A 25,858-nucleotide genomic window follows, 5' to 3' on the forward strand; every position below is an offset into this window, starting at 1 on the left:
ACCGCAATCAATATACTCCATTGACTGGAGCTTGTCGCCCGTTCTTACAAAAGGCTCCCGGAAGGCGAGGTTTCCGAACACAGCGTCATGCCGTCACCCTCCGGCTGACATGAACGCGCGCATCGCGATGGTATCGGCAAGCAGCACCGCAAAGATCGCGAAAAGATAGAAGATCGAATAGGCAAACAGCGCCTTGGCCGGTTTCATCTCCTTGTCGAGGATGACCAGGGCGTTCCAGGCATGCCAGATGAAACCCGCGCCCAACGCAGCCGAAACAATCCCATAGACCCCGCTCGTAAATCCGAACGCCCAGGGCAGCACTCCGATCGGTGCCAGGAGCAGTGAATAGGCGAAGATCTGCCTTCTGGTCGAGGCCTGGCCGGCCACGTTCGGCATCATCGGGATGCCGGCAGCGGCATAGTCGCCGGCCTTGAACAGTGCGAGCGCCCAGAAATGCGGCGGCGTCCACAGGAAAATGATCAGGAACAGGATCAGGCTTTCAATGCCGATGGCGCCGGTGGCCGCCGCCCAGCCGATCATCGGAGGAAGCGCACCAGCCGCGCCGCCGATGACGATGTTCTGCGGCGTCGAGCGCTTCAGCCACATCGTATAGATGACGACGTAGAAAAAGATGGTGAAGGCCAGCAGTGACGCGGCAAGCCAGCCCACCAGCACGCCGAGCGTCATGACCGAAAGTGCGGAAAGCACCAGGCCGAAGCCGAGAGCTTCGCCGGCCGTGACGCGGCCCGACGGAACCGGCCGCTTTGACGTGCGCGACATCAGCGCGTCGATGTCGGCGTCGTACCACATGTTGAGCGCGCCGGCCGCTCCCGCTCCAACCGCAATCGCACCTATGGCGATCACGGCGATGACCGGGTTCATCGCGCCGGGCGCCACCATCAGACCGACGAAGGCGGTAAAGACGGCAAGGGCCATGACCCGAGGCTTCAAGAGCGCAAAGAAATCACTGGCCGTCGCTTCCGAGAGGCGGACGCCGGTATCCTTAAGGCTTTCCTTGACCGACATTTGAGACGACCATCGATGGAAACCGGGCAGCCTAGAGCAATTCCAGAAAGAGCGTATGCGGTTTTCCGTCCGGAATTGCGTAAGAACAAAGAGATCGAGCGGATCGCCGTTTCCGTGAGACGGTGAAACGCTCTGGCCGGCCGACGAGCCAGGTTACGGGGAAAATTGCTTCAGATAGGCGATGACGTTGGCGACGTCCTCGTCCTTCTTGAGACCGGGAAACGCCATCTTCGTCCCTTTGACCATTGCCTTGGGGTCGTGAAGATACGTCGTCAGTGTCGGTTCATCCCATTTGACGCCGGATGTGCCGGCCGCGATCATGGCTTCGGAATATTTGAAATCCGGATGCGTGCCGGCCGTCCGGCCGATAACGCCATGCAACGAAGGGCCTATCTTGTTGGTATCTTGGTCTGCGACGTGGCAGACCTTGCATTTGGTGAAGACCTTCTCGCCCGCCGCGGCGTCCTGTGCCCGCGATGGATTGGCGATGAAAGTTGCAACGGAAACGACGGCGAAAAACGCAACCAAGCGCATGGCATTCCTCCCTGATCGTCAAATTTGCCTGAGACGGTCTGCACATGCCGGTAGCACCAGCATGCGCCCTGCACGGCAGAATAGATTCTCCGCTCCTCCCCAGATGGAATTGCGGCACTTGTGTACCACAGAATCTGGCCGGTAGGTAGAACAGGTCGACCGTACAAAGGTTCAGGTGGGCTGCGGTGGCTCAAGGCACATCCGCCACAACGAAAAAGGCCGCCTCGAGGGCGGCCTTTTCTGATCTTGTCGTCAGGCGCTTATTCGGCGTCCTTGGCGGCCTTCTTCTTCGGGGCTGCCTTCTTCTTCGGCTCTTCCGCGTCGTCGGCCTTTTCAGCCTTGTCGGCCTTCTTGGCAGCGGCCTTCTTCGCCGGCTTGGCCTTGGCTGTATCGCCCTCTTCGTCGTCAGCCATCAGCTCTTCCTTGCTGACCTTGACGTCGGTGACCGAGATCTGGCTGAGCAGATGGTCGACGACCTTCTCCTCGAACATCGGCGCGCGCAGCGTGTTCAGGGCTTCCGGATTGCTGCGATAGAACTCGAAGGCTTCCTGCTGCTGGTTGGCCGGGTAGCGGCGCACCTGCTCGAACAGGCCGCGCTGCAGTTCCTCGTCGGAAACGGTGACGCCGGCCTTCTCGCCGATCTCGGCCAAAACCAGGCCGAGACGCACGCGGCGCTCGGCAAGCCGCAGATATTCGGCGCGTGCCTCTTCTTCCGTCGTCTCCTCGTCGGCGAAGGTACGGCCGGCGGCTTCGAGATCGCGGTTGACCTGGGTCCAGATGTTGTTGAACTCGGCATCGACGAGCTTCGACGGCGCCTCGAACGAATAGGCCGCGTCAAGCTGGTCGAGCAGCTGACGCTTGACCTTCTGGCGCGTCATCGAGCCGAACTGGTTCTCGATCTGGCCGCGCACCACGTCGCGCAGGCGCTCCAGCGATTCCAGGCCGAGGTTCTTGGCCATCTCGTCGTTGATTTCCAGCGCGCCGGGCTTGGACACTTCCTTGACGGTGACGTCGAAGGTGGCTTCCTTGCCGGCCAGATGCGCGGCCTGGTAGTTTTCCGGGAAAGTGACCGTGACCTGCTTCTCGTCGCCGGCCTTGGCGCCGATCAGTTGGTCCTCGAAGCCCGGAATGAATTCCTTGGACCCCAGAACCAGCGGCTGGTCGGTGCCGGCGCCGCCGGAAAAGGCCTCGCCGTCGATCTTGCCGACATAGTCGATCGAAACGCGATCGCCTTCGGCGGCCTTGCCGGTCTTCGGCTCGAAGCTTCGCGCCGATTCGGCAACGCGCTGGACCTGCTCGTCGATCTCGCTGTCCGGCACTTCGAATACCTGGCGCGTCACCTTGATGTCGGAGAAATCCTTGATCTCGATCGCCGGGATGACCTCGTAGTTGAGGCGGAATTCGAAGTCGGCGCCGCCGGCCAGGATCTTCTCGGCCTCTTTCTCGTCTTCCGTCATGATCACTTCAGGCTCCATGGCGGCCTTTTCGCCGCGCCCCGTGATGATCGAACGGGTCGAATCGTTGAGGATCTCATTGACCACTTCGGCCATGAACGACTTGCCGTAGACCTTGCGCAAATGCTGCACAGGCACCTTGCCGGGACGGAAGCCGTTGATGCGGACCTTGTTCCTGGCGTCGGACAGCCGCGCCATCAGCTTGGCTTCCATATCACCGGCCGGCACGGTGATCTTGATCTCGCGCTTGAGACCGGAGTTGAGCGTTTCGGTGACCTGCATCGTAAAACCTTTATCTTCACCAAAGAGGCTGCCACGGCGTCTTGCCGTTCACAGCCTGCCGGTACAATCTTGCCGGGAATGGCTTTTGGTACGGAACCTGGCGATTTGACCGAAATTACGGCTCAAATTGTTCCAAACTGCGTTCCAAGATGTGAATAAGTTCTTGTTTTTCCTACTTCTTATCACATTCTGCAGAAGCGGATCGGCGCGTCCCGTCACATTTGACACGCCTTTTGTCACAGGCGAGGCCAATTTTCAACCATCTTCGCGTTGCAGCGAATGACCGCCCCAACGGCAGACATTTTCGCCCCGACATTGACAGAATGATGGCTACATGGGATTGCCGACAAATGCGGATGTGGCGGAACTGGTAGACGCCCTGGATTTAGGTTCCAGTGCCGAAAGGCGTGGGGGTTCGAGTCCCTTCATCCGCACCACCCTTCGCTCTATCGAGCTTCGGGTGGCAGGCCACCCAGGAGCTTGATAAAGCGAAGGGTGTCCTCCGAAGCCGTGGCGTAGGAGGACTGGCGGCGACGGCCTACACTTCAAACACTTGACCGGTAAACCACTCCGCCAATTTCGCCAGCTCCGGCCCCAGCACCCGGTCGGCGTCGACCGGCGGCACGATCTTCCTGATATCCGCGACAAAATCCTGCAATGCCGGCGGCGCGGCGCGTTCAGTCACGTACAGGGCCTGCGAGGCGATCATCGCCAGCATCGCCATTGCCGCATCGAGGCAGCGGCCGGCCGTCGCTTCCTTGGTCCAGGCGAAGAATGCGGTGGTGGCGACGTCGTCCTGGCCGGCGCCGGCCGATTCGGTGCCCGGAATGAAGGTGCGCTGCGCCGCGAGTTTGGCCTGTTCGAGATAGCCGGTGATCGCCATCGGCACATAGCCGACATTGCCGTGCCCGTCGCTGTCGGCCCAATGCCGCCCGGTCATCAACAGGTCGGGCAGCAGCGACACCTTGCCGTTCAGCAGCTTTGAGGCGTGGCGGTCGCAGAGCAGGCAGAGATCGGCCCAGATCGCCGCCAGATCGTCGAGCGCCGGCGTCGCCATGGCATTGTGATAGCCGCCGGTCGAGATGCAGCGCCCCAGCGGGTGCGCCGCGTCGGGCGGGATATAGACTGGATTGTCCGAGATCGAGGCCAGCGATACGGTCGCCGCCTGCTCGGCGCCGGCCAGCGCCCGATGCGCATGGCCGAGCACACGCGGCACGATGCGGTAGCTGACCGGCGCCTGATAATTGCGCCGTCCATCCCCTGCGCCGACCAGAAACTGCCGCAACCCTTGCAAGGCGGCCGCTTCGTGTTCGTCGCCCCAGAGCCCGTCGAGCGCTGCATCATAATGCTCGAGCGGCGCACGAAACGCTTCGATCGACAGCGCGAACACCTTGTGCGCCATGGCGAGGCGACGACGCGCGGCAAGTGCTGCGTCCGCCACCAGTGCCGCAGCGCAGGGCGAGCCGTTGATCAGCGAACCGCGCTCCTTCACCTCAAGCTCAAGGCTGGCGGTAAGCGCAGCAAACAGCGGATAGAGCGCCAGGATCTCGCCGGCGCCACCCTGCCCTTGCGACGGCACCACCGGCATCGGGCCGCCGTCGAGCATCGCCGCGACCGCCCGTGCGATGCGCGGCGTGGTCGCGGCATTGCCTTCGATAAAGTTGGTCAGCCGCGCCAACACGATCGCCCTTACGACGCGCTCAGGCAATGGCTCACCGAACGATGTGGCGGCAGCAAAAGCCTTGATGCGCGCATGGCGGTCGCGCTCGTCAAGTTCGAGCTTGCGGCTTGCCAGCTCGCCCATCGCGGTGGTGACGCCGTAGATGACCGGCGGCGGATCGGACTCAATGAGTTTCAGGAACGAGGCGCGGCATTCGGCAATGCGTTGCAAGGCCTTGTCGCCGATTTCGACCGTGTCGTTTCTCCAGGCGACGCGCAAAACGGCATCGAGATTGATATCTTCGCGCGTCGTCACCGTAATCGGCATTGTCTTCGCCCGTCTGGTTTGCATGAGGGCGAAGCGATCGATCGTTGCCGAAATCCATGCCCTGGGTAATGTCTTCTAGTAGAGCGGTTCCTCAAACAATGTCTTGTCGCCGTCCATCAGCGCCTTGATCTGTGCCTGGCCACTGGCGGCGAGCGCGATGCGCACGCCGAATGGCCGCACCCGCATGTCGTTCTGGATCGCCATGCCCTGGCCCTCAGGTAGGTAGAAGCGGTCGATGCCGTATTGCGGTGCGATCGTGGATTCAGGATCAAGCGTCCAGCCCGGCGCGACCTGGCCGACAATATCGGCTTCGTCGGCGGTCGCCGGCGTCGGAGCCTTGCCGAACCAGGCCGTGGTCGCATGCCAATAGCCGTCGGCACCTGGCTTCAGCCGGACCACGATCGGCGTGATCTCGCTCACGAGCTGGCCGGCCGGGATGTTGGCGATCAGCTTCACCGGCAAGCGCGATATTTCATAGCCGAGGATAATATAGTCGCCGCGCAGCAGATCGCGCGGATCGACCGGCTCGACTTTCAGCAAGACCTCCTTTCCGTTGCGCAGGATCGCCGCGCGGCCGGCGATGATCCAGCTCAGGAAGCCGATCTGGACGAGCGCCAGGACCAGCGCCGAGATGACAAGTTTCTTTCCAGACATTATGCTGCCGCTCCTTCCGGGGCCTTCATGCGTTTTTCCACACGGATGATGACGAGAGCCAGGGTGCCGAAAAGCACCGCGGCAGCCAGGAAGAAGCCGGCCGTGCCGAGCATCGTCTGCAAGGTCACGACGTAGATAATGGCAAGTTCGAAGGCAAAGCCGGCATAAGCAACCCAGCGCAGCCCCCTGCTCTCGCGCCCGCCCAGAACGATCGCCGCCGCAATCCCGGCCAGCGCGATAACCGAGGCGACGGCAAAGCCGTTGCTGAAGGCGTTATCATCGCCCAGTTCGATCTGGATCATCGCCAGCCCGGTGAGAAAGCCGATCAAGGCGTGCAAAGGCAGCCGCCCGCCGAGTTGCAAGATCCGGTCGGCCGGCCCGGCGGCGAAGATCGAAACCGCAAACAGCAGCGCCGACACCACGACGAGAGGAATAGCCAGGGCGAGCGTGTTCTGGTCCAGGCCGCGCACCGCGATATAGAAAATGACCGAGAGAATGATCAGGTGGCGTGCCGGCTGGCTGCGCGTCCACAACGAGACGACAAAAAGCACCGGCGCCATGATGACGAAGAAATCCGGAAATACGGGGCGGTCATAAAAGTCGAACGCGCGCACGAACAGCCAGGCAACGGATATGCCGACGGCAGCGACCGTCAGCGGGTTCGAGCGCAACGCCACCGCGGCAAATGCGGTGCCGATGCCCCAGGTGACGATGGCCGAGGCTTCGTCACCCGTGAGATGGTACATCTGGCCGATCAGCGCGATCGATCCGCCGAAGGCCGCGGCGGCCACGATCCACAGCGCCTCGCCGATCGCCGCATGGTCGCGCATCTTCAACACCGCGCCGCCGACATAGCCGGCGAGAATGACGGCAAACAGTGCCGCGACCCGCACCAGCCGCGGGATGGCGTCCCAGTTGGCGGCGACGAAGAGCAGGATCGCGGCGCCGAACAGCAGCGCCGCCATCATGGCCAATATAGTGCCGAAGCTCAGCGATTTGCGCTCGTTTGCGTCGATGTCGCGCTTAAGCGCATCGGCCGTCTTCGCGTCGATCAGGCCAGCCTGCAGCCACCGCCCGATATCGGCCCTCGCCCGCGACGAATAGCTCGCCATGCCGCTTCTCCCCCACCTTGGTCTTTCTGACAGCCGATCCGCTCAAATCGTTGACGCAACGTCATTTTCCGATTCGGGTTTCTTCATGACGAAGCCGCGAACGCGCGTTAATGTTGCATTGCACAATTTGCATTGCTGCCATGCGCCAACAGCACTTTTAAATCGATATAACCCAGCCTATTTACTGTTCGTACACAAACGGAATGATCCGAAGAAAGACGAAACGAGCACTACCATGAACCTGATCCGCAACTACCGCAACTGGCGCCGCTACCGGGACACCGTCTCCGAGCTGAGCCGCCTGTCGAACCGTGAACTGACCGACCTCGGCATCAGCCGCAGCGACATCCACTACGTCGCCCGCAAGGCGGTCTAATCCTCTTCGGATCGCAAATGGTCCGAACCAGTTTTGAAAAAGAGAACGACAATGAACCTGATCCGCAACTATCGTAACTGGCGCGTTTACCGCGACACCGTTACCGAGCTGGGTCGCCTTTCGAACCGTCAGCTCCATGATCTCGGCATCGTCCGTGACGAGATCAAGATCATCGCCCGCAGGGCGACGATCTAACCAGAATTTCGCCAGGGTCGACCTCCTCCCCGACCCTGACGGATACGGTCAGCCTTCACCTCCTCCCGAGGGTTGACCACCAAAACGGCGCCCGCCGCACCTCCTCCCGCGGCGGGCGCTGTTTCCAAAGCGAACGCAGTTCGTCTTTCCGAAGCGAACGCTAGTTCGTCTTCAAAGTGAACGCAGGTCGTCTTCCAGGGATTTCGCCTCCCTCGATCCGGCGAAAAGAATTTCGTCAAAGCCGACCTCCTCCCCGGCAATGGCGAATACGGCCGATCCCCACCTCCTCCCGAGGATCGGCCCCAAAAACGACACCCGCCGCACCTCCTCCCGCGGCGGGTGTTGTTGTTTTTGGGGCAGGTTTGCGGCTGTGCTTGCGGTCGATCGAGGCGCTTTGCGCCGCCATCCAAGCGTCGCCGCGGACATAAGAAACTCGAGCTCCGTCGTTGCACGACAATGACCCACGCTCGCACCGGCCAATTGCAAACGGCGCGCCAAGCGATTATTCCGGCGCTCATGAGCAAAAATCCTATCCACATCGTCGGCGGCGGCCTCGCCGGCTCCGAAGCCGCCTGGCAGGCAGCACAAGCCGGTGTTCCCGTCATTTTGCATGAGATGCGCCCGGTGCGCGGCACCGATGCGCACAAGACCGATGGGCTTGCCGAACTTGTCTGTTCCAATTCCTTCCGCTCCGACGATGCCGAGAACAACGCCGTCGGCCTGCTGCATGCCGAAATGCGGCTGGCCGGCTCGCTGATCATGAGTGCCGGCGACGCCAACCAGGTGCCGGCAGGCGGCGCGCTGGCCGTGGATCGCGACGGTTTCTCCGACGCGGTGACGAAAAAGCTTGAAGCGCACCCGCTGATCACCATCGAGCGCGAGGAAGTGCCGGGCCTGCCGCCGGCGGAATGGGACCAGGCGATCATCGCCACGGGACCGCTGACCGCACCTTCGCTCGCCCAGTCGATCGCCGAGGCGACCGGCGCCGACGCACTGGCCTTCTTCGACGCGATTGCCCCGATCATCCATTTCGACACGATCGACATGGACACCTGCTGGTTCCAGTCGCGCTACGACAAGGTTGGGCCCGGCGGCACCGGCAAGGATTACATCAACTGCCCGATGGACAAGGACCAGTATCTCGCCTTCGTACAGGCGCTGGTCGACGGCCACAAGACCGAATTCAAGCAGTGGGAAGGCACGCCCTATTTCGACGGCTGCCTGCCGATCGAAATCATGGCCGAGCGCGGCGTCGAGACGCTGCGCTACGGGCCGATGAAGCCGATGGGGCTGACCAATGCCCACAATCCGACGGTAAAAGCCTATGCCGTGGTGCAGCTGCGCCAGGACAATGCGCTGGGCACGCTCTACAACATGGTCGGTTTCCAGACCAAGCTGAAGCATGCCGAGCAGGTGCGCGTGTTCCGCACCATTCCGGGCCTGGAAAACGCCGACTTCGCGCGCCTCGGCGGCCTGCACCGCAACACCTACATCAACTCGCCGACCTTGCTCGACGCTTCCCTGCAGCTGAAGTCGCGGCCCGGCCTGCGCTTTGCCGGCCAGATCACCGGCTGCGAGGGCTATGTCGAGAGCGCGGCGATCGGCCTGCTCGCCGGCCGCTTCGCCGCCGCCGAGCGTCTCGGCCACGCGCCGTCCCTGCCGCCGCTCACCACCGCCTTCGGCGCCCTGCTCAACCACATCACCGGCGGCCACATCGTCTCAGACGACGAGCCGGGCAAACGCTCGTTCCAGCCGATGAACGTCAATTTCGGCCTGTTCCCGCCGGTGGAAGCACCGAAGACCGAAGGCAAACGCCTGCGCGGCAAGGACAAGACGGTGGCCAAGCGCCACGCGATCACCTCACGCGCGCGGGCAGATTGTCGGGAGTGGCTAGGGCTGCCGGCGCAAACAGCGGAAGCTGCTGAATAGCCAAGTCTCAGAGTCCTAACGCGATTGACGTTTACGTCAACTCGCTGGCCATCCCCGCGTTGCGCGCCTGAGCAACAGCCAATGCCGGCGCAGAGCCGAAAGCCGGGCTGCGCCACCAAGCGGCGAGCGGCCATTGCCCATCTTGCCGAGATAGGCGCTGGTCAGCGCCAGCGGCAGGAACGCCGGGCGCAGCGTTTCCGGAAGTGCGGACGCCCCTTGCTCGAAAGCGCGGAGATGCTCCTGCGCCAATGCAATCATCGCAGCCACCGCGCGCTGAGCGCCGGGGCCGCCGTCGCCGCTGACGAACTCCTCCGGCGACGAGCCGGCCGCGGCAAGGATATCCGCCGGCACGAAGCATTGCCCGCGTCGGCGATGCAGCGGCAACAGCAGCAACAGGCCGGTCATCGCCTGGGCGCAGCCGGCCCTGCCCGCCAGTTCGGCAAAGCGCGGCGCCTCATTGGGATCGAGCACCATCGCCGCCAGCTGGATCAGCGCGGCCGCCGTCTCGCCGCAATAGCCCTCGAGATCGGTGCGCGACGGCATCGGATCGTCATAGAGGTCGAAGATGCGGGCCTCGAGCATGTTGTCGAAGGCAGTTTTGGGCAGGCCATGGGCAGAAATCGTCGCCTTCAGCGCATCGGCGAGCGGGTTGCCTGTGGCTGCGGCTTCAGCAGCGATGACATCGCGCCACCATTGCAGCCTCACTTCGCCCGGCAATGCCTCGTGGATGCGGTCTCGGACAGACGCAATCTCGGCATTGAAGGCGTAAAGCGAAAACAGCGCCGCGCGCTTGTCGGCCGGTGCATAGAGTGCGCTGACATAGCGGTCATGGTCGCCGGCGCGCACCGCCTCCATGACGATGTCAGCTGTATCGGTCACGTCAGTCGACGGCGATGAGCGCCGCGGCCACGGCGCGGTCTTCGGCAAGCAGAACATTGTAGGTCCGCACCGCTGCCCCCGTCGACATCGGGTCGGAGCCAATGCCAGCCGCCTTCAGCGCCGCCCGAAGTGCTGCCGGCAAGGGCCGCAAATCCTTGCCTGTGCCGACCAGCAGGATCTCGACCTTGTCGGCCTCGGCCAGCAGCAGGTCGAAATCCGCCGCCGTCAGGGCCAGCGGATCGGCCGGCTCCCAGCCATGGATGCCGGAGGGCAGGCAAAGAAGCGAGCCGCGATGCGACATGTCGGCGAAGCGGAAGCCGCCATTGCCGTAGGCTTCGATCGGCGCCCGTCCGGGGAAATGCGCCTCGCGAATGACGATGCCTTTTGCCACCAGCGCGGCCGTCAGGTCGCCATGGCCTTGCCGCCACCAACCGGCTTCTCCTCATCGGCGCTCGCTCCCTGCGGCCTGAGCCTGAACAGGATCAGCAAGGGCGCTGCGATGAAGATCGACGAATAGGTGCCGAAGACGACGCCGAACAGCATCGCCATGGTGAACGAGCGGATCACCTCGCCGCCGAACAACACCAGCGCCAGCAGCGCCAGGATGGTCGTCACCGAAGTCAGCGTCGTTCTCGAAAGCGTCTCGTTGATGGCGTTGTTCAACAATTGCGGGAGCGGCATTCGTTTGTATTTTCGCAAATCTTCTCGAACACGGTCATAGACGACGATCGTGTCATTGAGCGAATAGCCGATAATGGTCAGGATCGCAGCCAGCGAAGACTGGTTGAATTCGAGCCCGGTGATGACGAAGAAGCCCAGCGTCATCACCACATCGTGCACCGTCGCCACGATCGCGCCGACCGCGAACTGCCATTCGAAGCGGAACCAGACATAGACCAGGATGCCGATCAGCGCGATGATCATGGCGATCGTGCCTTGCTTGGCCAGCTCGCCCGAAACCGTCGGGCCCACCACCTCGACGCGGCGAAAATCGTAATTGTCCTGGAGCTCGCCGCGCACCTTGTCGATGACGGTCTGCTCGGCGTTCTCGCCGCCATCCTGGGTGCCGACGCGGATCAGCACGTCGTTCGGCGCGCCGAATTGCTGGACCTGCACTTCACCGATGTTTAGCTCCGACAGCCGGCTTCTGATATCGCCAATATCGGCGTCGCCTTGCTTGGACTGCACCTCGATGATCGAGCCGCCCTTGAAGTCGATGCCGTAGTTGATGTCGATGGTCAGGAATCCGATAACCGACGCGATCGACAGCAGGCTGGACAGTGCGAAGGTCCAGCGGCGGATGCCCATGAACGGGATTTTCGTGCCGGCCGGAACGAAGGTCACCGGCGCACGCGGCAATTCCTTCGGACGCGCGCGGCGCAGCCAGATCGACACCAGCAGACGGGTGAAGGTGAAGGCGGTGAACACCGTGGTCAGGATGCCGATGGCATAGGTGATGGCGAAGCCCTTGACCGGTCCGGTGCCGAGATAGAACAGCACGACCGTGGCAATCAGCGACGTCACGTTGGAATCCACGATGGTCGCCAACGCCTTGGTGAAGCCGGTGTCGATCGACTGGATGACCGAACGGCCGGCCCGTCGCTCCTCGCGGATGCGCTCATAGATCAGCACGTTGGAATCGACCGCCATGCCGATGGTCAGCACGATACCGGCAATGCCGGGCAAGGTCAGCGTCGCGCCAAGCAGCGACAAGACCCCGACGATCATCGCCACGTGCACGGCGAGCGCAATGTTGGCGAGGAAGCCGAGAAGTCCGTACGCGACGAACATGAAGGCGACGACGAGAATGGAGCCGATGATGCCGGCGACCTTGCCGGCATGGATCGAATCCTGGCCGAGGCCCGGGCCCACCGTGCGTTCTTCGATCACGGTCAGCTTTGCCGGCAACGCACCGGCGCGCAGCAGCACGGCGAGGTCGTTGGCGCTTTCGGCGGTGAAATTGCCTGAAATCTGGCCGCTGCCGCCGAGGATCGGTTCGCGGATCACCGGCGCCGAAATCACCTGATTGTCGAGGATGATGGCGAACGGCTTGCCGACATTCTGCTGCGTCGCCTGGCCGAACCGTGTCGCACCGCGCGAGTTGAAGACGAACGAAACCACTGGCTCGTTGTTTCGGGAATCATAAGTTGCGGTGGCCTTGGCAAGATCCTCGCCGGACACGATGACGCGATTTTCCACCAGATACGGAACCGGCGGATCGTCCTGCGAATAAAGTACCGAGGAGCCTGCCGGCGGGCGGCCGTTCAGCGCATCCTGCACCGACATCGAGGTATCGACCATCTGGAAGGTCATCTTGGCGGTCTGGCCAATGATCTCCTTCAGCCTTTGCGGATCCTGCAGGCCCGGCACCTGGACGAGCACACGGTCGTCGCCCTGCCGCTGCACGATCGGCTCGGTGGTGCCGAGTTCGTTGACGCGACGCTCGACGACTTCGATCGACTGCGCCAATGCGGCTGAGGTGCGGTATTTGATGCCGGCGTCGGTGACGGTGAATTTGAGCAGCCCGGCTTCGGAATCATCCAGGGACATTTCCTGGATGGAGCCACCGGTGAACAGGCCGGCGGCGACCGGATCGGTCAGCGGCTTAAGCGCCGCCTTGGCGGCATCGATCTGGGTTGGATCGGTGATGCGCACTTGTACGGTCCTGCCGGTGCCGCCAAGGCCGGTATAGCCCACCTTGGCATCGCGCAGCAGCGTGCGGATCTCGTCGCGCGTCGTTTCCAGCTGCGCCTTGACGAGATCATTCTGGTCCATCTGCAAGAGGATGTGCGAACCGCCCTGCAGATCGAGACCAAGCGTCATCTGCCGCTTCGGCACCCAGTTGGGCAATTGCGCCAATGTGCTGGCCGGGAAGAGATTTGGCGCGGCAAGGATGAATGTGACGGCCACGGCGATCCAGATCAGGATCATCTTCAGGCGCGAAAAATACAGCATATGGCGTTGTCCGTCAGGGCGTACTGGCGGATCGTTCCGCCGACAATTCGGTTATTTCTTGGCGTTCTTATTTGCCACCGGCTCGCCCTTAACCCGCACTTCGCCGATTGTCGAGCGCGCTGAGGTCAATTTGGCGCTGCCGCCGGCAGCGGTTTCGGCGTCAATCGCCTCTGTCGGTTCCATTCTAATTCTGATCACCGCCGGGCGCTATCGTGCGCTACTCGACTATTTTCAATTGTGCAGGCATCGGTCCGGAACGCAAAAGCAAGGCCAGATCATCGGCGTTCTCCTTTGTAAGGTTGCCCGATATCTGGCCGCGGCCGTTAAGAATTGGCTCGCGGACGACTGGCACCGAAAGCACTTGGTTGTCGAGGATCATCGCAAATAGCTTGCCGACATTCTGCGAGGTCGCCTGCGCAACGCGTGCCGTTGCCCTGGAATCGAAGGTGAACGAAACCGCCGGCTCATTTGTGACGGAGTTGGGAGTCGCCTGAGCATTGACAATGTCGTCACTGGAAACGATCGTTCGGCTCTCAACCAGATAGGGAACCGGTGGATCGTCCTTCGAATAAACCACCACCGAGCCAGCGGGCGTCCGGCCATTGATCGCATCAGCGACCGGCATCGACTCATCAACCCACTGAAAAGTCAGCATTCCGGTTCGGGTGAGAATTCTCCTCAGCCTTTGCAAATCCGCAACGCCCGAGGTCCGGACCAGCATACCGTCTTCGCCCTCTGGCCGCACTACTGGGTCGGCTACACCAAGATCACGCAGGCGATTCTTAATGACCACGATCGACTGCGCAAGCGCGATCGACATCCGATACTTGATACCTGTGTCTGTTACCGTGAACTTGAGCAACGCTGCTCCGGTATCATCCAGGATCACTTCCTGGACCGGACCAGCGCTGCCAAGGACAGGATCAGTCACCGCCTCCAATGCCATCTTGGCCGCGCCGACCTGAGCGGCGTCGGTGATATGCACCTGAACGGCCCGACCCGACTTAGCAAGACCAGTATAGCCGATCCTTGCATCGCGCAGCAGCGTCCTGATTTCGTCACGCGTCGCCTCCAACCGGCGATCGATCACATCGGTCGCGTCCAATCGAAGCAGCACGTCCGCGCCGGCAGCGTGAAGACTGGGCGCGTCAACGAGCATTGTGGCCATAGCAAGCCAGATCAGGATCATTTTCACGCGCGAAAAATGGACCATACGCCGTCTTTTGTCAGAGCTCTGCCCGCGGATCGCTCCGCTTGGGAAACTGGCTTACTTCTTGGCGTTCTGGTTGGCCACCGGCTCGCCCTTGACCCGAACATCGGCGATCGTCGAGCGCAGCGCCGTCACCTTGGTGCCGCCGCCAAGGTCGATCTCAAGCTCATTGTCGTCGATCACCTTGGTCACCTTGCCGACGAAGCCGCCGCCGGTGATGACCGTGTCGCCACGGCGCACGGCCGAGATCATCTCCTGGCGCTTCTTCAACTGGGCGCGCTGCGGCCGGATGATGAGGAAATACATGATCACGAAGATCAGAACGAACGGGAGTATCATGCCGATATCCCCGAACGGACCAAGCGGAGTTCCGGTAGCTTGGGCGTATGCCGGTGTGACGAACATCAAGAACTCCTGGTTACGAAGAAGGCCGTAGGGCGGCCTCGCCAAATTTGGCCGGAATATAGTGGGTAAAGTTACCAATGCAACTGCGCGGCCGGGCTTTCAGCTGCTTTTCCGGCCGGTTGACCCGTGTTAGAGCATGCTCCCGGAATACGGGCGTGGTTTTCGCAAAAGATCATGCCCAAACAAAAGCTTGGAACCCGTTTCTATCTCGCCCGGATCAAGACGATTTCGGCCCCTACGCACGTTCGTGCGGAAACATAAAAGACGAGACATGACCGACAGCACCATCGAGGCCCTGAACCAAAAGCTCGACCGCCTGATCGAGGCGGTCACCCGCCTCGCCCCGCCGCCGGTGCCGCAAACCGATCTTGCGGTTGCCGATTGCTTCGTCTGGCAGGCCGACCCCGGCTATCTCGAGCCGGTGCGCAAGGTCAACCGCGTCGACATCGGCCTGATCCGCGGCGTCGACCGCGTGCGCGACATTCTGGTCGAAAACACGGAACGTTTCGCCGCCGGCCATGCCGCCAACAATGTGTTGTTGTGGGGTGCGCGCGGCATGGGCAAATCCTCGCTGGTCAAGGCCGTGCATGCGCAGATCAACGCCCAGGCCAAATCCGACCTGCCGCTCAAGCTGATCGAGATCCATCGCGAGGATATCGACACGCTGCCCAGGCTGATGGGCCTGCTGAAGGCGGCGCCGTTTCGCTTCATCCTGTTTTGCGACGACCTCTCCTTCGACCATGACGACACCTCCTACAAGTCGCTGAAGGCAGCCCTTGAAGGCGGCGTCGAGGGCCGCCCGGCCAATGTCATCTTCTACGCCACGTCGAACCGCCGGCACCTGTTGCCGCGCGACATGATCGACAATGAGCGCTCGACCGCCATCAACCCGTCCGAGGCGGTCGAGGAAAAGGTTTCGCTGTCCGACCGCTTCGGCCTGTGGCTCGGCTTCCACAAATGTTCGCAGGACGAATATCTCGATATGGTCAACGGCTATGCCACCCATCATGGACTGAAGATCGACCCGGAGCAGCTGCGCGCCGACGCCCTGGAATGGGCAACGACACGCGGCAGCCGCTCGGGCCGCGTCGCCTGGCAATTCACTCAGGATCTGGCCGGCCGGCTCGGCAAGCCGCTGAACGACTGATTGATTTCCGTCAGGTCACTGAAAAAGCCCGCCCCTTGCGGAGCGGGCTGAGCCGGCGGGCCGGACTGGAGGTCAGACGGCCTGCAAAACGTTTATTGTTCTATTCCCGACTATTCGAGATAACCTGAGGGATCGACCGGGGCCGAGTTCTTGCGCACTTCGAAGTGCAGTTTCGGCGAGTCGGTGGTGCCGCTCATGCCCGACAGCGCGATTTCCTGGCCGCGCTTGACCTTCTGGCCGCGCTGCACCTCGATCGACCTGGCGTGGCCATAGACGGTGACCAGCCCGTTTTCGTGGCGCACCAGCACCGTATTGCCGAATTCCTTGAGGCCGTCGCCGGCATAGATGACCACGCCGTTCTCGGCCGCCTTGACCGGCGTCCCCTCAGGCACGGCGATGTCGACACCATCCTTGCCGCCACCAAAATTGGAGATGACGCGGCCACGCACCGGCCAACGCATCTTGCCGATGCCGGTGGCATCGGGCGCAACAGCATCGTCGTCCTCGGCCTGCTGGATAACCTTGGCGTCCTTCTTCGGCGGCGTGTAGGTGGCGAGTGTCTCCGTCGGCTTTGCCGGCGGTTGGGTGGTCGCGGTCGTCACCGGATCAACTTTGGCCGGCTTGGCGCTGGCGACCGTTGCGGTGCCACCTGCCGGAACCTTCAGCGTCTGGCCGATCTTGAGCAGGCCGTCCTGCATGCCGTTCGCCTGCTTCAGCGCCACGACGCCAACGCCGGTCTTCCTGGCGATGGAGGACAGGCTGTCGCCCGACTGGACCGTGTAGGTGCCCGCGCCGGCTTTTGGCGCGGCCGAGGCCGTCTGCGCCGGCTTGTCGGTCTTCGGCTTGTTCGCTGCCGAAGCGTCAACCTGCGCGGCGGACTTGCCGTCCTTGAGTTTCGGCTGCTGCGGCAGTACGGCGACCTTCTCCGGCGCCGGCGCCTTGGGGCTGTTTGCCGGCTTGCCGTCGGCAAGTTTCGGCTCTGTCCCCTTGCTTGAATAGGCATAGGCCGGGATGACCAGTTTCTGACCGGTCTTCAGCCCCTTGGTGGCGCTCAAGCCGTTGACCTTCATGATCACGTCGGCGGGCACATGATAGCGATGAGCGATGCCGGAAATGGTCTCGCCGTCGCTGACCACGATCTCGGTCGCATGCGGCGTACCAGCCGCAAGTGGTTTCGGATCGGAGTCACCGGCATTCTTGAACGGCCTCGCCGGCTGGACGGTGCCGGTAGTCGTTCTGTCGACATGCGGTGCCGGTGCAAGCGCCGGCGCGGAAGCGGTGCGCATCGGAGCAGCTTTGGGCGCGCTCGGCGGCGGCAGCTGCTGGACGGTGACCGGCTCCAGGCTGGAGCGGCTGACCGACTGGTTATGGCTGCCATCGACAGGTGCCGCAGCGATCGGCTCGGCCGCCACATCGCCCGGATAGGGCTGCGCAGTGCTCTGCTTGTCGATGATGGCGCGCTGATTGTTGGTCGAGGAGGTGAAGACGTCGTCGACACCATTGAACCGCGAGACTTGGGAGCTACACCCCGCCGCCACTCCGGCTAGCATGAGGACAGCGCAGCCCCGCGACAGAGTACGCCCGTTTGCCTTCAAAACACTGAATTGCATCGCACTAACCCGCACAGACCCGGTACACACTGGTCATGATTAAAGCGCGTTAATGTTACTGGCGGGTTAACCCCATAGAATCAGACGCAAATTTTCTTAAAACATTTTCGAATGCGCCGAAGCTGCGTTGATTCAGATCGGCCCGAGTCGAAAATGACAGGTTCTGAGAACCGGCCTACGCCGGCCGTAGCCTTCATAGAGCGGAGGCATTTATGACGGCTTCGACCGGCGAAGGCCGGAGCGGAGCGTACTCAAACATGTGAGCACCGGAAGCGCAGGAACCTGCCATTTGCAGGCCGGCCTCACATGAATATCAGCGCACCTAAATAACCGCCGCGACGCTGCGCAGGATCGGCTGCAGGCGCACGGTGCCGATATCCTCGCGCTCGAAGCGGCTGCCGACCTTGGTCAGCTTGGCCAGCACCTGCTCGCCCTCCTCCGGCCCGATCGGGGCAATGACGATGCCGCCGCTCGACAATTGGTCGAGCAGGAAGCGCGGCAGGCTGTCGAAAGCCGCCCAGGCTACGATGCGGTCGAACGGCGCTTCATTGGCAAGCCCGTTGGAACCGTCGGCCTGGCGCACGATGACATTGCCGATGCCGAGCGCCTCGAAGCGTTGCCTGGCCTGCTCGGCCAGCGTCTTGTAGCGGTCGACGCTGACGATGCGCGCCGCGAGCCGCGACATCACCGCTGCCGTGTAGCCCGAGCCGGTGCCGATCTCCAGCACCCGGTTGCCGGGCTCTATTGCCAGGGCCGCAATCACCGCCGCCTGCAGATCGGCGCCCTCGATCGCCTCGCCGCATTCGATCGGCAGCATGCCGTCCGACCAGGCGATGGAATGGAACTGGCCGTTGAGGAAGCCGCGCCGCGGCGTCGCCTCGAAGGCTGCGATCAGCGCCTTCGGCACCGCGCCTTGGCCGCGCAGGCGCAGCAGGAAAGCGGCAAAACCCTCGCGATCGTCGAGCGGCAAGTTCATGCCAGAACCTTCTTCATGCGAACACCTTATTCAGACAGCGCCTTGGTCAGTTGGTCACGGATTTCATGCGCGGTGAGGTCAAGCTGCAGCGGCGTCACAGACACGAGCCGGTTGCGCAGAGCATGGAGATCGGTGCCCTGCTTGCCCTCGACCGGCTCGCGGCCGAAGCGCAGCCAGTAATAAGGCAGGCCGCGCCCGTCGCGGCGCTCGTCGACCCAAAGGCTGTGCACCAGCTTGCCCTGCGACGTCACGACGGTGCCGGCAACCTCCTCAGGGAGGCAGTTGGGAAAGTTGACGTTGAGCAGCACGCCGTCCGGCAGCGGCATGGCGACGAGCTTTTTCAGCAACGCCGGCGCCAGCGCCTCGGTGGTCTCATAGGGAACGACGCGGTCCTCGCCGACATAGGAATAACCCTGGCTGAGTGCGATCGAGCGGATGCCGAGCAGCGCGCCTTCCATGGCGCCGGCGACGGTGCCGGAATAGGTGACGTCGTCAGCGATGTTGGCGCCGGAATTGACACCGGACAGGATCAGGTCCGGCGCGCCAGGCAGGATCTTCTTGACGCCCATGATGACGCAGTCGGTCGGCGTGCCGCGCACGGCGTAGTGTTTCTCGCCGATCTTGCGCAGCCGGAGCGGCTCCGAGATCGACAGGGAGTGCGCGTAGCCGGACTGGTCCTGCTCCGGCGCCACGACCCAGACATCGTCCGACAGCGTGCGGGCGATGCGTTCGAGCGACGCCAGGCCCTCGGCATGGATGCCGTCATCATTGGTCAGAAGGATGCGCATTACTTCGATTCGATCTTCGCCAGACCGCCCATATAAGGCCGCAGCACTTCAGGAATGGTTACGCTGCCATCCTCATTCTGGTAGTTTTCGATGACGGCAATCAGCGCACGGCCGACAGCGGTGCCCGAACCGTTCAGCGTGTGCACAAAGCGGTTGCCCTTGCCATCCCGGTCCTTGTAGCGGGCATCCATGCGCCTGGCCTGGAAGTCGCCGCAGACCGAGCAGGACGAGATTTCGCGATAGGCGTTCTGGCCGGGCAGCCAGACCTCGATGTCGTAGGTCTTGCGCGCGCCAAACCCCATGTCGCCCGTGCACAGGACCATGGTGCGGAACGGCAGCTCCAGTCGCTTCAGCACCTCTTCCGCGCACTGCGTCATCCGCTCGTGCTCGGCGAGCGAAGACTCCTGGTCGGTGACCGAGACCAGCTCGACCTTGTAGAACTGGTGCTGGCGCAACATGCCGCGCGTGTCGCGGCCGGCGGAGCCCGCTTCCGAGCGGAAACACGGCGTCAGCGCCGTATAGCGCAGCGGCAGCTTTTCATGGGCCGTGATTTCTTCGCGCACCAGGTTGGTGAGCGGGACCTCGGCGGTTGGAATCAACCCGAGCCGGCCATCGCCATGCTGCACGAAGAACAGGTCGTCCTCGAATTTCGGCAGCTGGTTGGTCCCGAAAAGCACTTCGTCGCGCACCATCAGTGGCGGGATGACTTCTTCATAGCCATGCTCGGTCGTGTGCAGATCGAGCATGAACTGGCCGATGGCGCGCTCCATCCGCGCCAGCCCGCTCTTCAGCACGGTGAAGCGTGATCCCGACAGCTTTGCCGCCCGCTCGAAATCCATCATGCCGAGCGCTTCGCCGATCTCGAAATGCTCCTTCACCCAGTTCGGCCGAGTCGGCACCTCGCCGACGATATGCTTGACGACATTGTCGTGCTCGTCCTTGCCGACCGGCACGTCGTCGAGCGGCACATTCGGCAGCACCGCCAGCGCATCGTTCAGCGTCTTGTCGAGCTCGCGCTCGCGCGCCTCGCCATTCTGGATGAAGGTCTTGATATCGCCGACTTCGGCCTTGAGCTTTTCGGCAAGTGCCGTGTCGCCCGAACGCATGGCGTTGCCGATCTCCTTCGAGGCGGCGTTGCGGCGTTCCTGCTTGGTCTGCAGCTCGGTGACGTGCTCGCGCCGCGCTTCGTCCTTCTTGATCAGCTCATCGACCGTGGACTGCGCCTCGTCAACCGACCACGAGCGCTTGGCCAGCGCCTCGACAAGGGCCTTCGGGTTGTCGCGAATCCATTTGATATCAAGCATGGTTGGTTCGTCCTCAGAATAAGGCTGAGGGGGTAAACCGCATCCTTCATCGATGCAAGATGGCGGCTGTCGCGTTTTTCCGCTAACGCGGATACCCGAACGCGACAGCCTATGAACGAGCCTGCTTTGAGGACGCGTCCGCCGCCTTTTCGGCCACGGCTTCGGCGGCTTCCTGCTTCTCGCGCGCCAGCTTCTGCTTGACCTGATCGCGCTCGATCAGCCGGGCCGCCCAGATCGACACCTCGTAGAGCAGGATGGTCGGGATGGCCAAACCGATCTGGCTCATCGGATCAGGCGGCGTCAGCACCGCCGCGACGACGAAGGCGATGACGATCGCCCATTTGCGCTTCTCGGCCAGCGCCTTCGACGACAGCATGCCGACGCGCGTCATCAGACTGGTCACCACCGGCAGCTGGAACACCAGGCCGAAAGAGAAGATCAGCGTCATGATCAGGCTGAGATATTCCGACACTTTCGGCAGCAGCGAAATCTGCACCTGGTCGTCGGTGCCGGCCTGCTGCATGGCGAGGAAGAACCACATCACCATCGGCGTGAAGAAGAAATAGACCAGCGACGCTCCCATCAGGAACAGGATCGGCGATGCGATCAGGAACGGCAGGAAGGCGTTGCGTTCGTTCTTGTAGAGGCCTGGCGCGATGAATTTGTAGATCTGCGTGGCGATCAGCGGAAAGGCGATGACCATGCCGCCGAACATGGCGAGCTTGACCTGGGTGAAGAAGAATTCCTGCGGCGCCGTATAGATCAGCTCGACCTTGTGCGGATCGAGCCCGGCCCACTGCGTGGCCCATTTGAACGGAACGACCAAAAGATTGAACAGCTTCTTGGCAAAGAAGAAGCAGACGAGGAAGGCGACGAAGAAACCGCCGATCGACCAGATCAGCCGCCGGCGCAGTTCGATCAGATGCTCCATCAGCGGAGCCGACGACTTCTCGATCTCGTCCTTTTCGCTGTCCGTAATGCTCACTTGGCGGCCCCCGCCGTCTTCTTGGACGCGGGCTTCGTGGCCGGCGCAGGCTTCGGCTCAGCCTTTGTGACTGCCTTCGGTGCAGCAGCCGGCTTGGTGGCGGCTTTTCCGGGTGCAGCCTTGGCGGGCGCCGCTGACGGCTTGGCCGCAACCTTCGCCGCAGGCGCCGGCTTTGCCGGTGCTGCCTTGGCTGCCGCTGTTTTGGTTGCCGGGGCCTTTGATATCGCAGCCCCCTTGGCGCGCGCGTTTCGTGGCGCTGCTGTTGCTGCAGCCGGTGTCACCCCCGCCTCGTCGGTCTTCGCCGGAAGGATCGGCGCCGCCGGCGCTGTTTCCGGTCCGTTGACGCCGGGCATCACCGTCGCGCCGTTCTTGAGCGGCTCGGCCGCCTGTGGTGTTTCTGCCGCCGGCGTTGCGGGGTCGACGGCGGGCTTCGGCTTCATCACCGCATCGACGCCGGAGCGAACCTCTGCTGCCGCCTGTTCGAACGGATTGAGCTGCTTGCGGATCTCGGCCGCCGGATTGAGGCCGCGCAGCGTATCGACAGACTTCTTGACGTCGTCGAGCTCGGCTTCCTTCAACGCCTCGTTGAACTGCTTCTGGAAGTCAGAGGCCATGGCACGCAGCTTCGCCGTCGTGCGGCCGAAGGTGCGCAGCATATTGGGCAAATCCTTGGGTCCGACGACCACGATCATGACGATCGCGATCACCAGCATTTCGGTCCAGCCGACTTCAAACATGGCAATCAGTTCCGACTAGTGCTTGTCGCCCAAAAGTGCGAAGCGGTTTTGGGACAACGACTTGCACAAAAGCAACAACCTTCGGCTCAGCTCTTGCTGGCCTTTTCCTTCACTGCCGAAACGGTCTCGTCCGGGCGGTGCTCGACGGTGCGCTTGTCATCGGCGGTGTCGTCGTCGGCCATGCCCTTCTTGAAACTCTTGATGCCCTTGGCCATGTCGCCCATCAGCTCGGGAATCTTGCCGCGGCCGAACACCAGCAGCACGATCACCAGCACGATCATCCAGTGCCAAATCGAAAATGAACCCATTGTAACTCTCTCTCGAATGTTTTCCCTGGCGATGATCTATGCGTTTTCGCGTTGGGATTCAAACACAACAGCGACAAAGTTTATGAAGGCGCGGCTTATGTCACGCATTTTCGGCAAAGCTGCCCGCTACCAATCGGCGCATCTACCGCAGCAATGCAGCTTTTTGACAGCCGCTTGCGGTCAATCTTCCGTGACGCGCGGCGTCAGCAGGCCGAGTTCCTCGAGATCGATGTCGGTCAACGCATCCTCGTCCTCGGCCAGCGCGTCCGGATCGGCCGGCGGCAACGGGATGGCGAAATTCGACGGCATTCGGCCGGAAAGCAGCCCTGCCCCCTTCAGTTCGTCCATGCCGGGAAGATCGCGGATATCCTCCAGTGCGAAATGGTCGAGGAAAGTGTCTGTCGTGCCGTAGGTGACGGGACGGCCGGGCGTGCGGCGGCGGCCGCGCATGCGCACCCATTCCGTTTCGAGCAGCGTATCCAGCGTGCCCTTCGAGGTCTCGACGCCTCTGATGTCCTCGATCTCGGCGCGCGTCACCGGCTGGTGGTAGGCGATGATCGCCAGCACTTCGAGCGCCGCGCGCGACAGCTTGCGCTGCTGCACCGTGTCGCGGCTCATCAGGAAGGCGAGATCGCCGGCGGTACGGAAAGCCCAGGCATCGCCGACCCGGACCAGATTGACGCCGCGCCGCGCATAGATCTGCTGCAGCTCAGCCATGGCAGCGGCTATGCTGATGCCGTCGGGCAATCTGGCTGCGAGCTGCTTTTCGCTGACCGGCTCGGCGCTGGCGAACACAATCGCCTCGGCCATGCGTATGGCTTCGGCCATATGCAGCCGTTCGCCAGGATTCAGAAGCAGGGTATCAGTCGGATCCTGGGCGATAATGCCCTCCTCGGTCTCTTCTTCGACCTTGAACGGAATGACCGAAGCGTTGGCGCGTTCGCTCATGATGCCACCTCGACTGCCTTGATTGGTTGCGCGCGGCCGCGCAGATAGAGCGGCGCGAACACCTGGTCCTGTCGCATCTCGATGCTGCCTTCGCGCACCAGTTCCAGCGACGCCGCAAACGAGCTGGCAATCGCGGTACGCCGTTCGTCCGGGCTGGTCAGGTAATTGATCAGATAGCTGTCCAGCGCCGTCCAGTCGCGCAGCGAGCCGATCAGCCGGGTCAGGATATCGCGCGCATCCTTGAGCGACCACACGCCACGCCGGGCAATTGTCACATTGGTGATCGCCTGTTTCTGGCGCTGCTGCGCATAGGCGGTGAGCAAATCGTAGAGCGAGGCCGAATAGGCGTTACGCTTCTCGACGATGACCATCTCAGGCATGCCGCGTGCAAACACGTCGCGGCCGAGCCGGTTGCGGTTGACCAGCCTTGCCGAGGCGTCGCGCATGGCCTCCAGACGCTTCAGCCGGAACTGCAGCACCGCGGCCAGTTCCTCGCCGCTTTCGCCTTCCTCGCCGGGCTGCTTGGGGATGAGGAGCTTCGACTTGAGGAAGGCCAGCCACGCCGCCATCACCAGGTAGTCGGCGGCAAGCTCAAGCCTCAGCGCCCTCGCCGTCTCGACGAAGGTCAGATATTGCTCGACCAGCGCCAAGATGGAAATCCGCGACAGATCGACCTTTTGGTTGCGGGCGAGATGCAGCAAGAGGTCGAGCGGACCTTCGAACCCGGCGACGTCGACGACCAGCGACGGGTCGCCGGTGACCCGTGAATCGTCGTTCTCGGCCCACAGACGGTCCATCGGTGCGGCCTTCGCAGCCTTGCTGTCCAATGTCTCCGCCACTTGTTCCTTTACCTCTGGTTAGAGCATGATGCCGAAAAGTGTGAAGCGGTTTTCGGACGACATCATGCTCTCTCTATCTGATTTAGAGACGGATTCAGATTTCAGGTCGAACAGACCTGAAATCATCCGTCTCTAGGCCACCGCATCGAAATAGGTGGCAAACTCGGCGCGTATCTCGGTTTCGTCGGCCCGGTCGCGATCCCTTATATAGGTCAGCGCCCGGTTGGCGCGCTCCAGCGACGTCCCTTCAAGTCCCGTGGTTCGCGATGCGATGCCTGCCATCTCCTCGAAAACGCCATTGCAGTGAAGGACCAGATCGCAGCCCGCCGCAAGGATCGAGGCCGCCTTTGTCGGGAAATCCCCAGAAAGTGCCTTCATCGAGGTGTCGTCGCTCATCAACAGCCCGTCGAAGCCGATCTCGCGGCGGATGATCTCGTCGATGACCTTGCCTGAGGTGGTCGCTGGGTTGTTCGGATCGATGGCGCTGTAGACGACATGCGCCGTCATCGCCATCGGCAGATGGCTAAGCTCGCGGAAAGGGGCGAAATCATGCCGCTGCAGGTCGCTCAGCGAGGCGTCGACCACAGGCAGCTCGAAATGCGTGTCGGCGAAGGCGCGTCCATGGCCCGGAATATGCTTCATGACCGGCAACACGCCGCCGGACATCAGCCCTTCCGCGGCGGCGCGGCCAAGTTCGATGACCGGGCGCGGCTCCTTGCCATAGGCGCGCGCGCCGATGACGTCGCTGGCGCCCTCGATCGGCACGTCCAGCACCGGCAGGCAATCGGCCGAGATACCGAAGCGCAACAGGTCGAAGGCGTGCAGCCGCGCCATCAGCCAGGCAGCGCGGGTGCCGGCATCATGGTCCTTGCGCCACAATGCACCGAGCGCGCCGCCGGCGGGATAGTTCGGCGCCAGCGGCGGCCGCAGGCGCTGCACCCGGCCACCTTCCTGATCGATGAACACCAGCGCATCGGGGCGCCCGATACAGTCGCGCATTTCGGCGACCAGATCGCGGATCTGCTCCGTTTCGCCGATATTGCGCGCAAACAGGATGAAGCCCCACGGGCATTCATTGCGATAGAAACGGATTTCTTCGCGGGTCAGCGATTTCCCGGCACAGCCGAGGATCATGGATTTTGATTCGGTCATTCCACCAGTTTAGGGCTTCGCGCCGCCAAAGGGAATCTCCCCGGACGGCAAGCGCCTCAACCTCTC

Annotated in this window: 26 protein-coding genes and 1 tRNA gene; 5 read left to right on the forward strand and 22 right to left on the reverse strand. The window is 62.5% G+C overall.

Going from position 1 to position 25,858, the window contains the following annotated elements:
* Positions 1–93: 93 nt before the first annotated feature.
* The 3 genes from NKI06_RS03550 to tig all read right to left on the reverse strand — a co-directional run bounded on the left by NKI06_RS03550 (position 94) and on the right by tig (position 3,296).
* Positions 94–1,026, reverse strand: coding sequence for a heme o synthase (locus tag NKI06_RS03550; RefSeq protein ID WP_023805335.1), 933 nt, complete (start codon positions 1,024–1,026; stop codon positions 94–96).
* A gap of 153 nt (positions 1,027–1,179) precedes the next feature.
* Positions 1,180–1,560 (reverse strand): c-type cytochrome, encoded by a 381-nt coding sequence (locus NKI06_RS03555; protein WP_023667668.1) that lies wholly within the window; start codon positions 1,558–1,560, stop codon positions 1,180–1,182.
* A 260-nt stretch (positions 1,561–1,820) separates the two neighbouring features.
* Positions 1,821–3,296: a trigger factor gene (gene tig / locus NKI06_RS03560; protein WP_352984090.1), complete on the reverse strand. Its 1,476-nt coding sequence runs from the start codon at positions 3,294–3,296 to the stop codon at positions 1,821–1,823.
* Positions 3,297–3,648: 352 nt separating this feature from the next.
* Here tig and NKI06_RS03565 point away from each other — a divergent pair.
* Positions 3,649–3,733, forward strand: a tRNA-Leu gene (locus NKI06_RS03565).
* 101 nt (positions 3,734–3,834) lie between these two features.
* Here NKI06_RS03565 and NKI06_RS03570 read toward each other — a convergent pair.
* The 3 genes from NKI06_RS03570 to NKI06_RS03580 form a co-directional block, all read right to left on the reverse strand.
* On the reverse strand, positions 3,835–5,283 hold the full coding sequence (locus NKI06_RS03570; protein ID WP_023710679.1) for an aromatic amino acid lyase: 1,449 nt from the start codon (positions 5,281–5,283) through the stop codon (positions 3,835–3,837).
* 75 nt (positions 5,284–5,358) lie between these two features.
* Positions 5,359–5,940, reverse strand: a complete 582-nt coding sequence (locus NKI06_RS03575; protein WP_352984117.1) for a GDYXXLXY domain-containing protein — start codon at positions 5,938–5,940, stop codon at positions 5,359–5,361.
* The gene (locus tag NKI06_RS03580; RefSeq protein ID WP_352984092.1) at positions 5,937–7,049 is read right to left on the reverse strand and encodes a DUF2157 domain-containing protein; all 1,113 of its coding nucleotides are present in this window, start codon (positions 7,047–7,049) and stop codon (positions 5,937–5,939) included. Before NKI06_RS03580 ends, NKI06_RS03575 begins: the two co-directional genes overlap by 4 nt.
* Positions 7,050–7,284: 235 nt before the next feature.
* On the opposite strand from NKI06_RS03580, the gene NKI06_RS03585 reads away from it, so the two are divergent.
* Positions 7,285–7,425: a DUF1127 domain-containing protein gene (locus NKI06_RS03585; RefSeq protein ID WP_006335194.1), complete on the forward strand. Its 141-nt coding sequence runs from the start codon at positions 7,285–7,287 to the stop codon at positions 7,423–7,425.
* 51 nt (positions 7,426–7,476) lie between these two features.
* Positions 7,477–7,620: a DUF1127 domain-containing protein gene (locus NKI06_RS03590; protein ID WP_023667673.1), complete on the forward strand. Its 144-nt coding sequence runs from the start codon at positions 7,477–7,479 to the stop codon at positions 7,618–7,620.
* A 171-nt stretch (positions 7,621–7,791) separates the two neighbouring features.
* Here the strand turns inward: NKI06_RS03590 and NKI06_RS03595 are convergent, their stop codons facing one another.
* The gene (locus tag NKI06_RS03595; protein ID WP_352984093.1) at positions 7,792–8,118 is read right to left on the reverse strand and encodes a hypothetical protein; all 327 of its coding nucleotides are present in this window, start codon (positions 8,116–8,118) and stop codon (positions 7,792–7,794) included.
* A gap of 18 nt (positions 8,119–8,136) precedes the next feature.
* Between NKI06_RS03595 and trmFO the strand changes: the two genes are divergently transcribed.
* Positions 8,137–9,549 (forward strand): methylenetetrahydrofolate--tRNA-(uracil(54)-C(5))-methyltransferase (FADH(2)-oxidizing) TrmFO, encoded by a 1,413-nt coding sequence (trmFO, locus tag NKI06_RS03600; RefSeq protein ID WP_023681640.1) that lies wholly within the window; start codon positions 8,137–8,139, stop codon positions 9,547–9,549.
* Positions 9,550–9,585: 36 nt separating this feature from the next.
* Here the strand turns inward: trmFO and NKI06_RS03605 are convergent, their stop codons facing one another.
* The 5 genes from NKI06_RS03605 to yajC all read right to left on the reverse strand — a co-directional run bounded on the left by NKI06_RS03605 (position 9,586) and on the right by yajC (position 14,998).
* Positions 9,586–10,404, reverse strand: coding sequence for a phytoene/squalene synthase family protein (locus NKI06_RS03605; RefSeq protein ID WP_023681641.1), 819 nt, complete (start codon positions 10,402–10,404; stop codon positions 9,586–9,588).
* Between the two features lie 25 nt (positions 10,405–10,429).
* Entirely contained in the window at positions 10,430–10,819 is a 390-nt protein-coding gene (locus NKI06_RS03610; protein ID WP_023667676.1) for an Mth938-like domain-containing protein, read from the reverse strand.
* 11 nt (positions 10,820–10,830) lie between these two features.
* Positions 10,831–13,383, reverse strand: a complete 2,553-nt coding sequence (gene secDF / locus NKI06_RS03615) for a protein translocase subunit SecDF (protein ID WP_023667677.1) — start codon at positions 13,381–13,383, stop codon at positions 10,831–10,833.
* A gap of 217 nt (positions 13,384–13,600) precedes the next feature.
* Positions 13,601–14,596, reverse strand: coding sequence for a SecDF P1 head subdomain-containing protein (locus tag NKI06_RS03620; RefSeq protein WP_352984095.1), 996 nt, complete (start codon positions 14,594–14,596; stop codon positions 13,601–13,603).
* A 54-nt stretch (positions 14,597–14,650) separates the two neighbouring features.
* A complete protein-coding gene (yajC, locus tag NKI06_RS03625; RefSeq protein WP_023667680.1) occupies positions 14,651–14,998 on the reverse strand; it encodes a preprotein translocase subunit YajC in 348 nt (115 codons plus the stop codon).
* Positions 14,999–15,269: 271 nt separating this feature from the next.
* On the opposite strand from yajC, the gene NKI06_RS03630 reads away from it, so the two are divergent.
* Positions 15,270–16,145, forward strand: coding sequence for an ATP-binding protein (locus tag NKI06_RS03630; protein ID WP_023667681.1), 876 nt, complete (start codon positions 15,270–15,272; stop codon positions 16,143–16,145).
* Between the two features lie 110 nt (positions 16,146–16,255).
* Here NKI06_RS03630 and NKI06_RS03635 read toward each other — a convergent pair whose 3' ends face one another.
* The 10 genes from NKI06_RS03635 to nagZ all read right to left on the reverse strand — a co-directional run bounded on the left by NKI06_RS03635 (position 16,256) and on the right by nagZ (position 25,792).
* Positions 16,256–17,755, reverse strand: coding sequence for a peptidoglycan DD-metalloendopeptidase family protein (locus NKI06_RS03635; protein ID WP_352984097.1), 1,500 nt, complete (start codon positions 17,753–17,755; stop codon positions 16,256–16,258).
* A gap of 322 nt (positions 17,756–18,077) precedes the next feature.
* Positions 18,078–18,731 carry a protein-L-isoaspartate(D-aspartate) O-methyltransferase gene (locus NKI06_RS03640; RefSeq protein ID WP_023667683.1) on the reverse strand — a complete coding sequence of 218 codons (654 nt, stop codon included), beginning with the start codon at positions 18,729–18,731 and terminating at the stop codon, positions 18,078–18,080.
* Between the two features lie 26 nt (positions 18,732–18,757).
* Complete coding sequence (gene surE / locus NKI06_RS03645; RefSeq protein ID WP_352984098.1) at positions 18,758–19,519, reverse strand: 5'/3'-nucleotidase SurE; 762 nt, start codon at positions 19,517–19,519, stop codon at positions 18,758–18,760.
* Complete coding sequence (serS, locus tag NKI06_RS03650) at positions 19,519–20,823, reverse strand: serine--tRNA ligase (protein ID WP_352459112.1); 1,305 nt, start codon at positions 20,821–20,823, stop codon at positions 19,519–19,521. Before serS ends, surE begins: the two co-directional genes overlap by 1 nt.
* Positions 20,824–20,932: 109 nt before the next feature.
* The gene (gene tatC / locus NKI06_RS03655) at positions 20,933–21,808 is read right to left on the reverse strand and encodes a twin-arginine translocase subunit TatC (RefSeq protein WP_023667686.1); all 876 of its coding nucleotides are present in this window, start codon (positions 21,806–21,808) and stop codon (positions 20,933–20,935) included.
* Positions 21,805–22,545: a Sec-independent protein translocase protein TatB gene (tatB, locus tag NKI06_RS03660; RefSeq protein ID WP_352984100.1), complete on the reverse strand. Its 741-nt coding sequence runs from the start codon at positions 22,543–22,545 to the stop codon at positions 21,805–21,807. The genes tatC and tatB overlap by 4 nt, the downstream gene beginning before the upstream one ends.
* Before the next feature lie 86 nt (positions 22,546–22,631).
* The gene (locus NKI06_RS03665) at positions 22,632–22,853 is read right to left on the reverse strand and encodes a twin-arginine translocase TatA/TatE family subunit (protein ID WP_023667688.1); all 222 of its coding nucleotides are present in this window, start codon (positions 22,851–22,853) and stop codon (positions 22,632–22,634) included.
* 180 nt (positions 22,854–23,033) lie between these two features.
* Positions 23,034–23,801 carry an SMC-Scp complex subunit ScpB gene (gene scpB, locus NKI06_RS03670; RefSeq protein ID WP_352984101.1) on the reverse strand — a complete coding sequence of 256 codons (768 nt, stop codon included), beginning with the start codon at positions 23,799–23,801 and terminating at the stop codon, positions 23,034–23,036.
* Entirely contained in the window at positions 23,798–24,598 is an 801-nt protein-coding gene (locus tag NKI06_RS03675) for a segregation and condensation protein A (protein WP_023667690.1), read from the reverse strand. Before NKI06_RS03675 ends, scpB begins: the two co-directional genes overlap by 4 nt.
* A 174-nt stretch (positions 24,599–24,772) precedes the next feature.
* The gene (nagZ, locus tag NKI06_RS03680) at positions 24,773–25,792 is read right to left on the reverse strand and encodes a beta-N-acetylhexosaminidase (protein WP_023735289.1); all 1,020 of its coding nucleotides are present in this window, start codon (positions 25,790–25,792) and stop codon (positions 24,773–24,775) included.
* Between the last annotated feature and the right edge of the window lie 66 nt (positions 25,793–25,858).

Origin of the sequence: Mesorhizobium sp. M0772, assembly GCF_040320135.1 — a bacterium.
Lineage (GTDB): Bacteria > Pseudomonadota > Alphaproteobacteria > Rhizobiales > Rhizobiaceae > Mesorhizobium.

What these genes read in the sequence shown, in the direction of transcription:
- NKI06_RS03550 (WP_023805335.1), bottom strand. Translation starts at nt 1,026, where the DNA reads ATGTCGGTCAAGGAAAGCCTTAAGGATACCGGCGTCCGCCTCTCGGAA.
- NKI06_RS03555 (WP_023667668.1), bottom strand. Translation starts at nt 1,560, where the DNA reads ATGCGCTTGGTTGCGTTTTTCGCCGTCGTTTCCGTTGCAACTTTCATC.
- tig (WP_352984090.1), bottom strand. Translation starts at nt 3,296, where the DNA reads ATGCAGGTCACCGAAACGCTCAACTCCGGTCTCAAGCGCGAGATCAAG.
- NKI06_RS03570 (WP_023710679.1), bottom strand. Translation starts at nt 5,283, where the DNA reads ATGCCGATTACGGTGACGACGCGCGAAGATATCAATCTCGATGCCGTT.
- NKI06_RS03580 (WP_352984092.1), bottom strand. Translation starts at nt 7,049, where the DNA reads ATGGCGAGCTATTCGTCGCGGGCGAGGGCCGATATCGGGCGGTGGCTG.
- NKI06_RS03585 (WP_006335194.1), top strand. Translation starts at nt 7,285, where the DNA reads ATGAACCTGATCCGCAACTACCGCAACTGGCGCCGCTACCGGGACACC.
- NKI06_RS03590 (WP_023667673.1), top strand. Translation starts at nt 7,477, where the DNA reads ATGAACCTGATCCGCAACTATCGTAACTGGCGCGTTTACCGCGACACC.
- trmFO (WP_023681640.1), top strand. Translation starts at nt 8,137, where the DNA reads ATGAGCAAAAATCCTATCCACATCGTCGGCGGCGGCCTCGCCGGCTCC.
- NKI06_RS03605 (WP_023681641.1), bottom strand. Translation starts at nt 10,404, where the DNA reads ATGGAGGCGGTGCGCGCCGGCGACCATGACCGCTATGTCAGCGCACTC.
- secDF (WP_023667677.1), bottom strand. Translation starts at nt 13,383, where the DNA reads ATGCTGTATTTTTCGCGCCTGAAGATGATCCTGATCTGGATCGCCGTG.
- NKI06_RS03620 (WP_352984095.1), bottom strand. Translation starts at nt 14,596, where the DNA reads ATGGTCCATTTTTCGCGCGTGAAAATGATCCTGATCTGGCTTGCTATG.
- yajC (WP_023667680.1), bottom strand. Translation starts at nt 14,998, where the DNA reads ATGTTCGTCACACCGGCATACGCCCAAGCTACCGGAACTCCGCTTGGT.
- NKI06_RS03630 (WP_023667681.1), top strand. Translation starts at nt 15,270, where the DNA reads ATGACCGACAGCACCATCGAGGCCCTGAACCAAAAGCTCGACCGCCTG.
- NKI06_RS03635 (WP_352984097.1), bottom strand. Translation starts at nt 17,755, where the DNA reads ATGCAATTCAGTGTTTTGAAGGCAAACGGGCGTACTCTGTCGCGGGGC.
- NKI06_RS03640 (WP_023667683.1), bottom strand. Translation starts at nt 18,731, where the DNA reads ATGAACTTGCCGCTCGACGATCGCGAGGGTTTTGCCGCTTTCCTGCTG.
- surE (WP_352984098.1), bottom strand. Translation starts at nt 19,519, where the DNA reads ATGCGCATCCTTCTGACCAATGATGACGGCATCCATGCCGAGGGCCTG.
- serS (WP_352459112.1), bottom strand. Translation starts at nt 20,823, where the DNA reads ATGCTTGATATCAAATGGATTCGCGACAACCCGAAGGCCCTTGTCGAG.
- tatB (WP_352984100.1), bottom strand. Translation starts at nt 22,545, where the DNA reads ATGTTTGAAGTCGGCTGGACCGAAATGCTGGTGATCGCGATCGTCATG.
- NKI06_RS03665 (WP_023667688.1), bottom strand. Translation starts at nt 22,853, where the DNA reads ATGGGTTCATTTTCGATTTGGCACTGGATGATCGTGCTGGTGATCGTG.
- scpB (WP_352984101.1), bottom strand. Translation starts at nt 23,801, where the DNA reads ATGAGCGAACGCGCCAACGCTTCGGTCATTCCGTTCAAGGTCGAAGAA.
- NKI06_RS03675 (WP_023667690.1), bottom strand. Translation starts at nt 24,598, where the DNA reads ATGGACCGTCTGTGGGCCGAGAACGACGATTCACGGGTCACCGGCGAC.
- nagZ (WP_023735289.1), bottom strand. Translation starts at nt 25,792, where the DNA reads ATGACCGAATCAAAATCCATGATCCTCGGCTGTGCCGGGAAATCGCTG.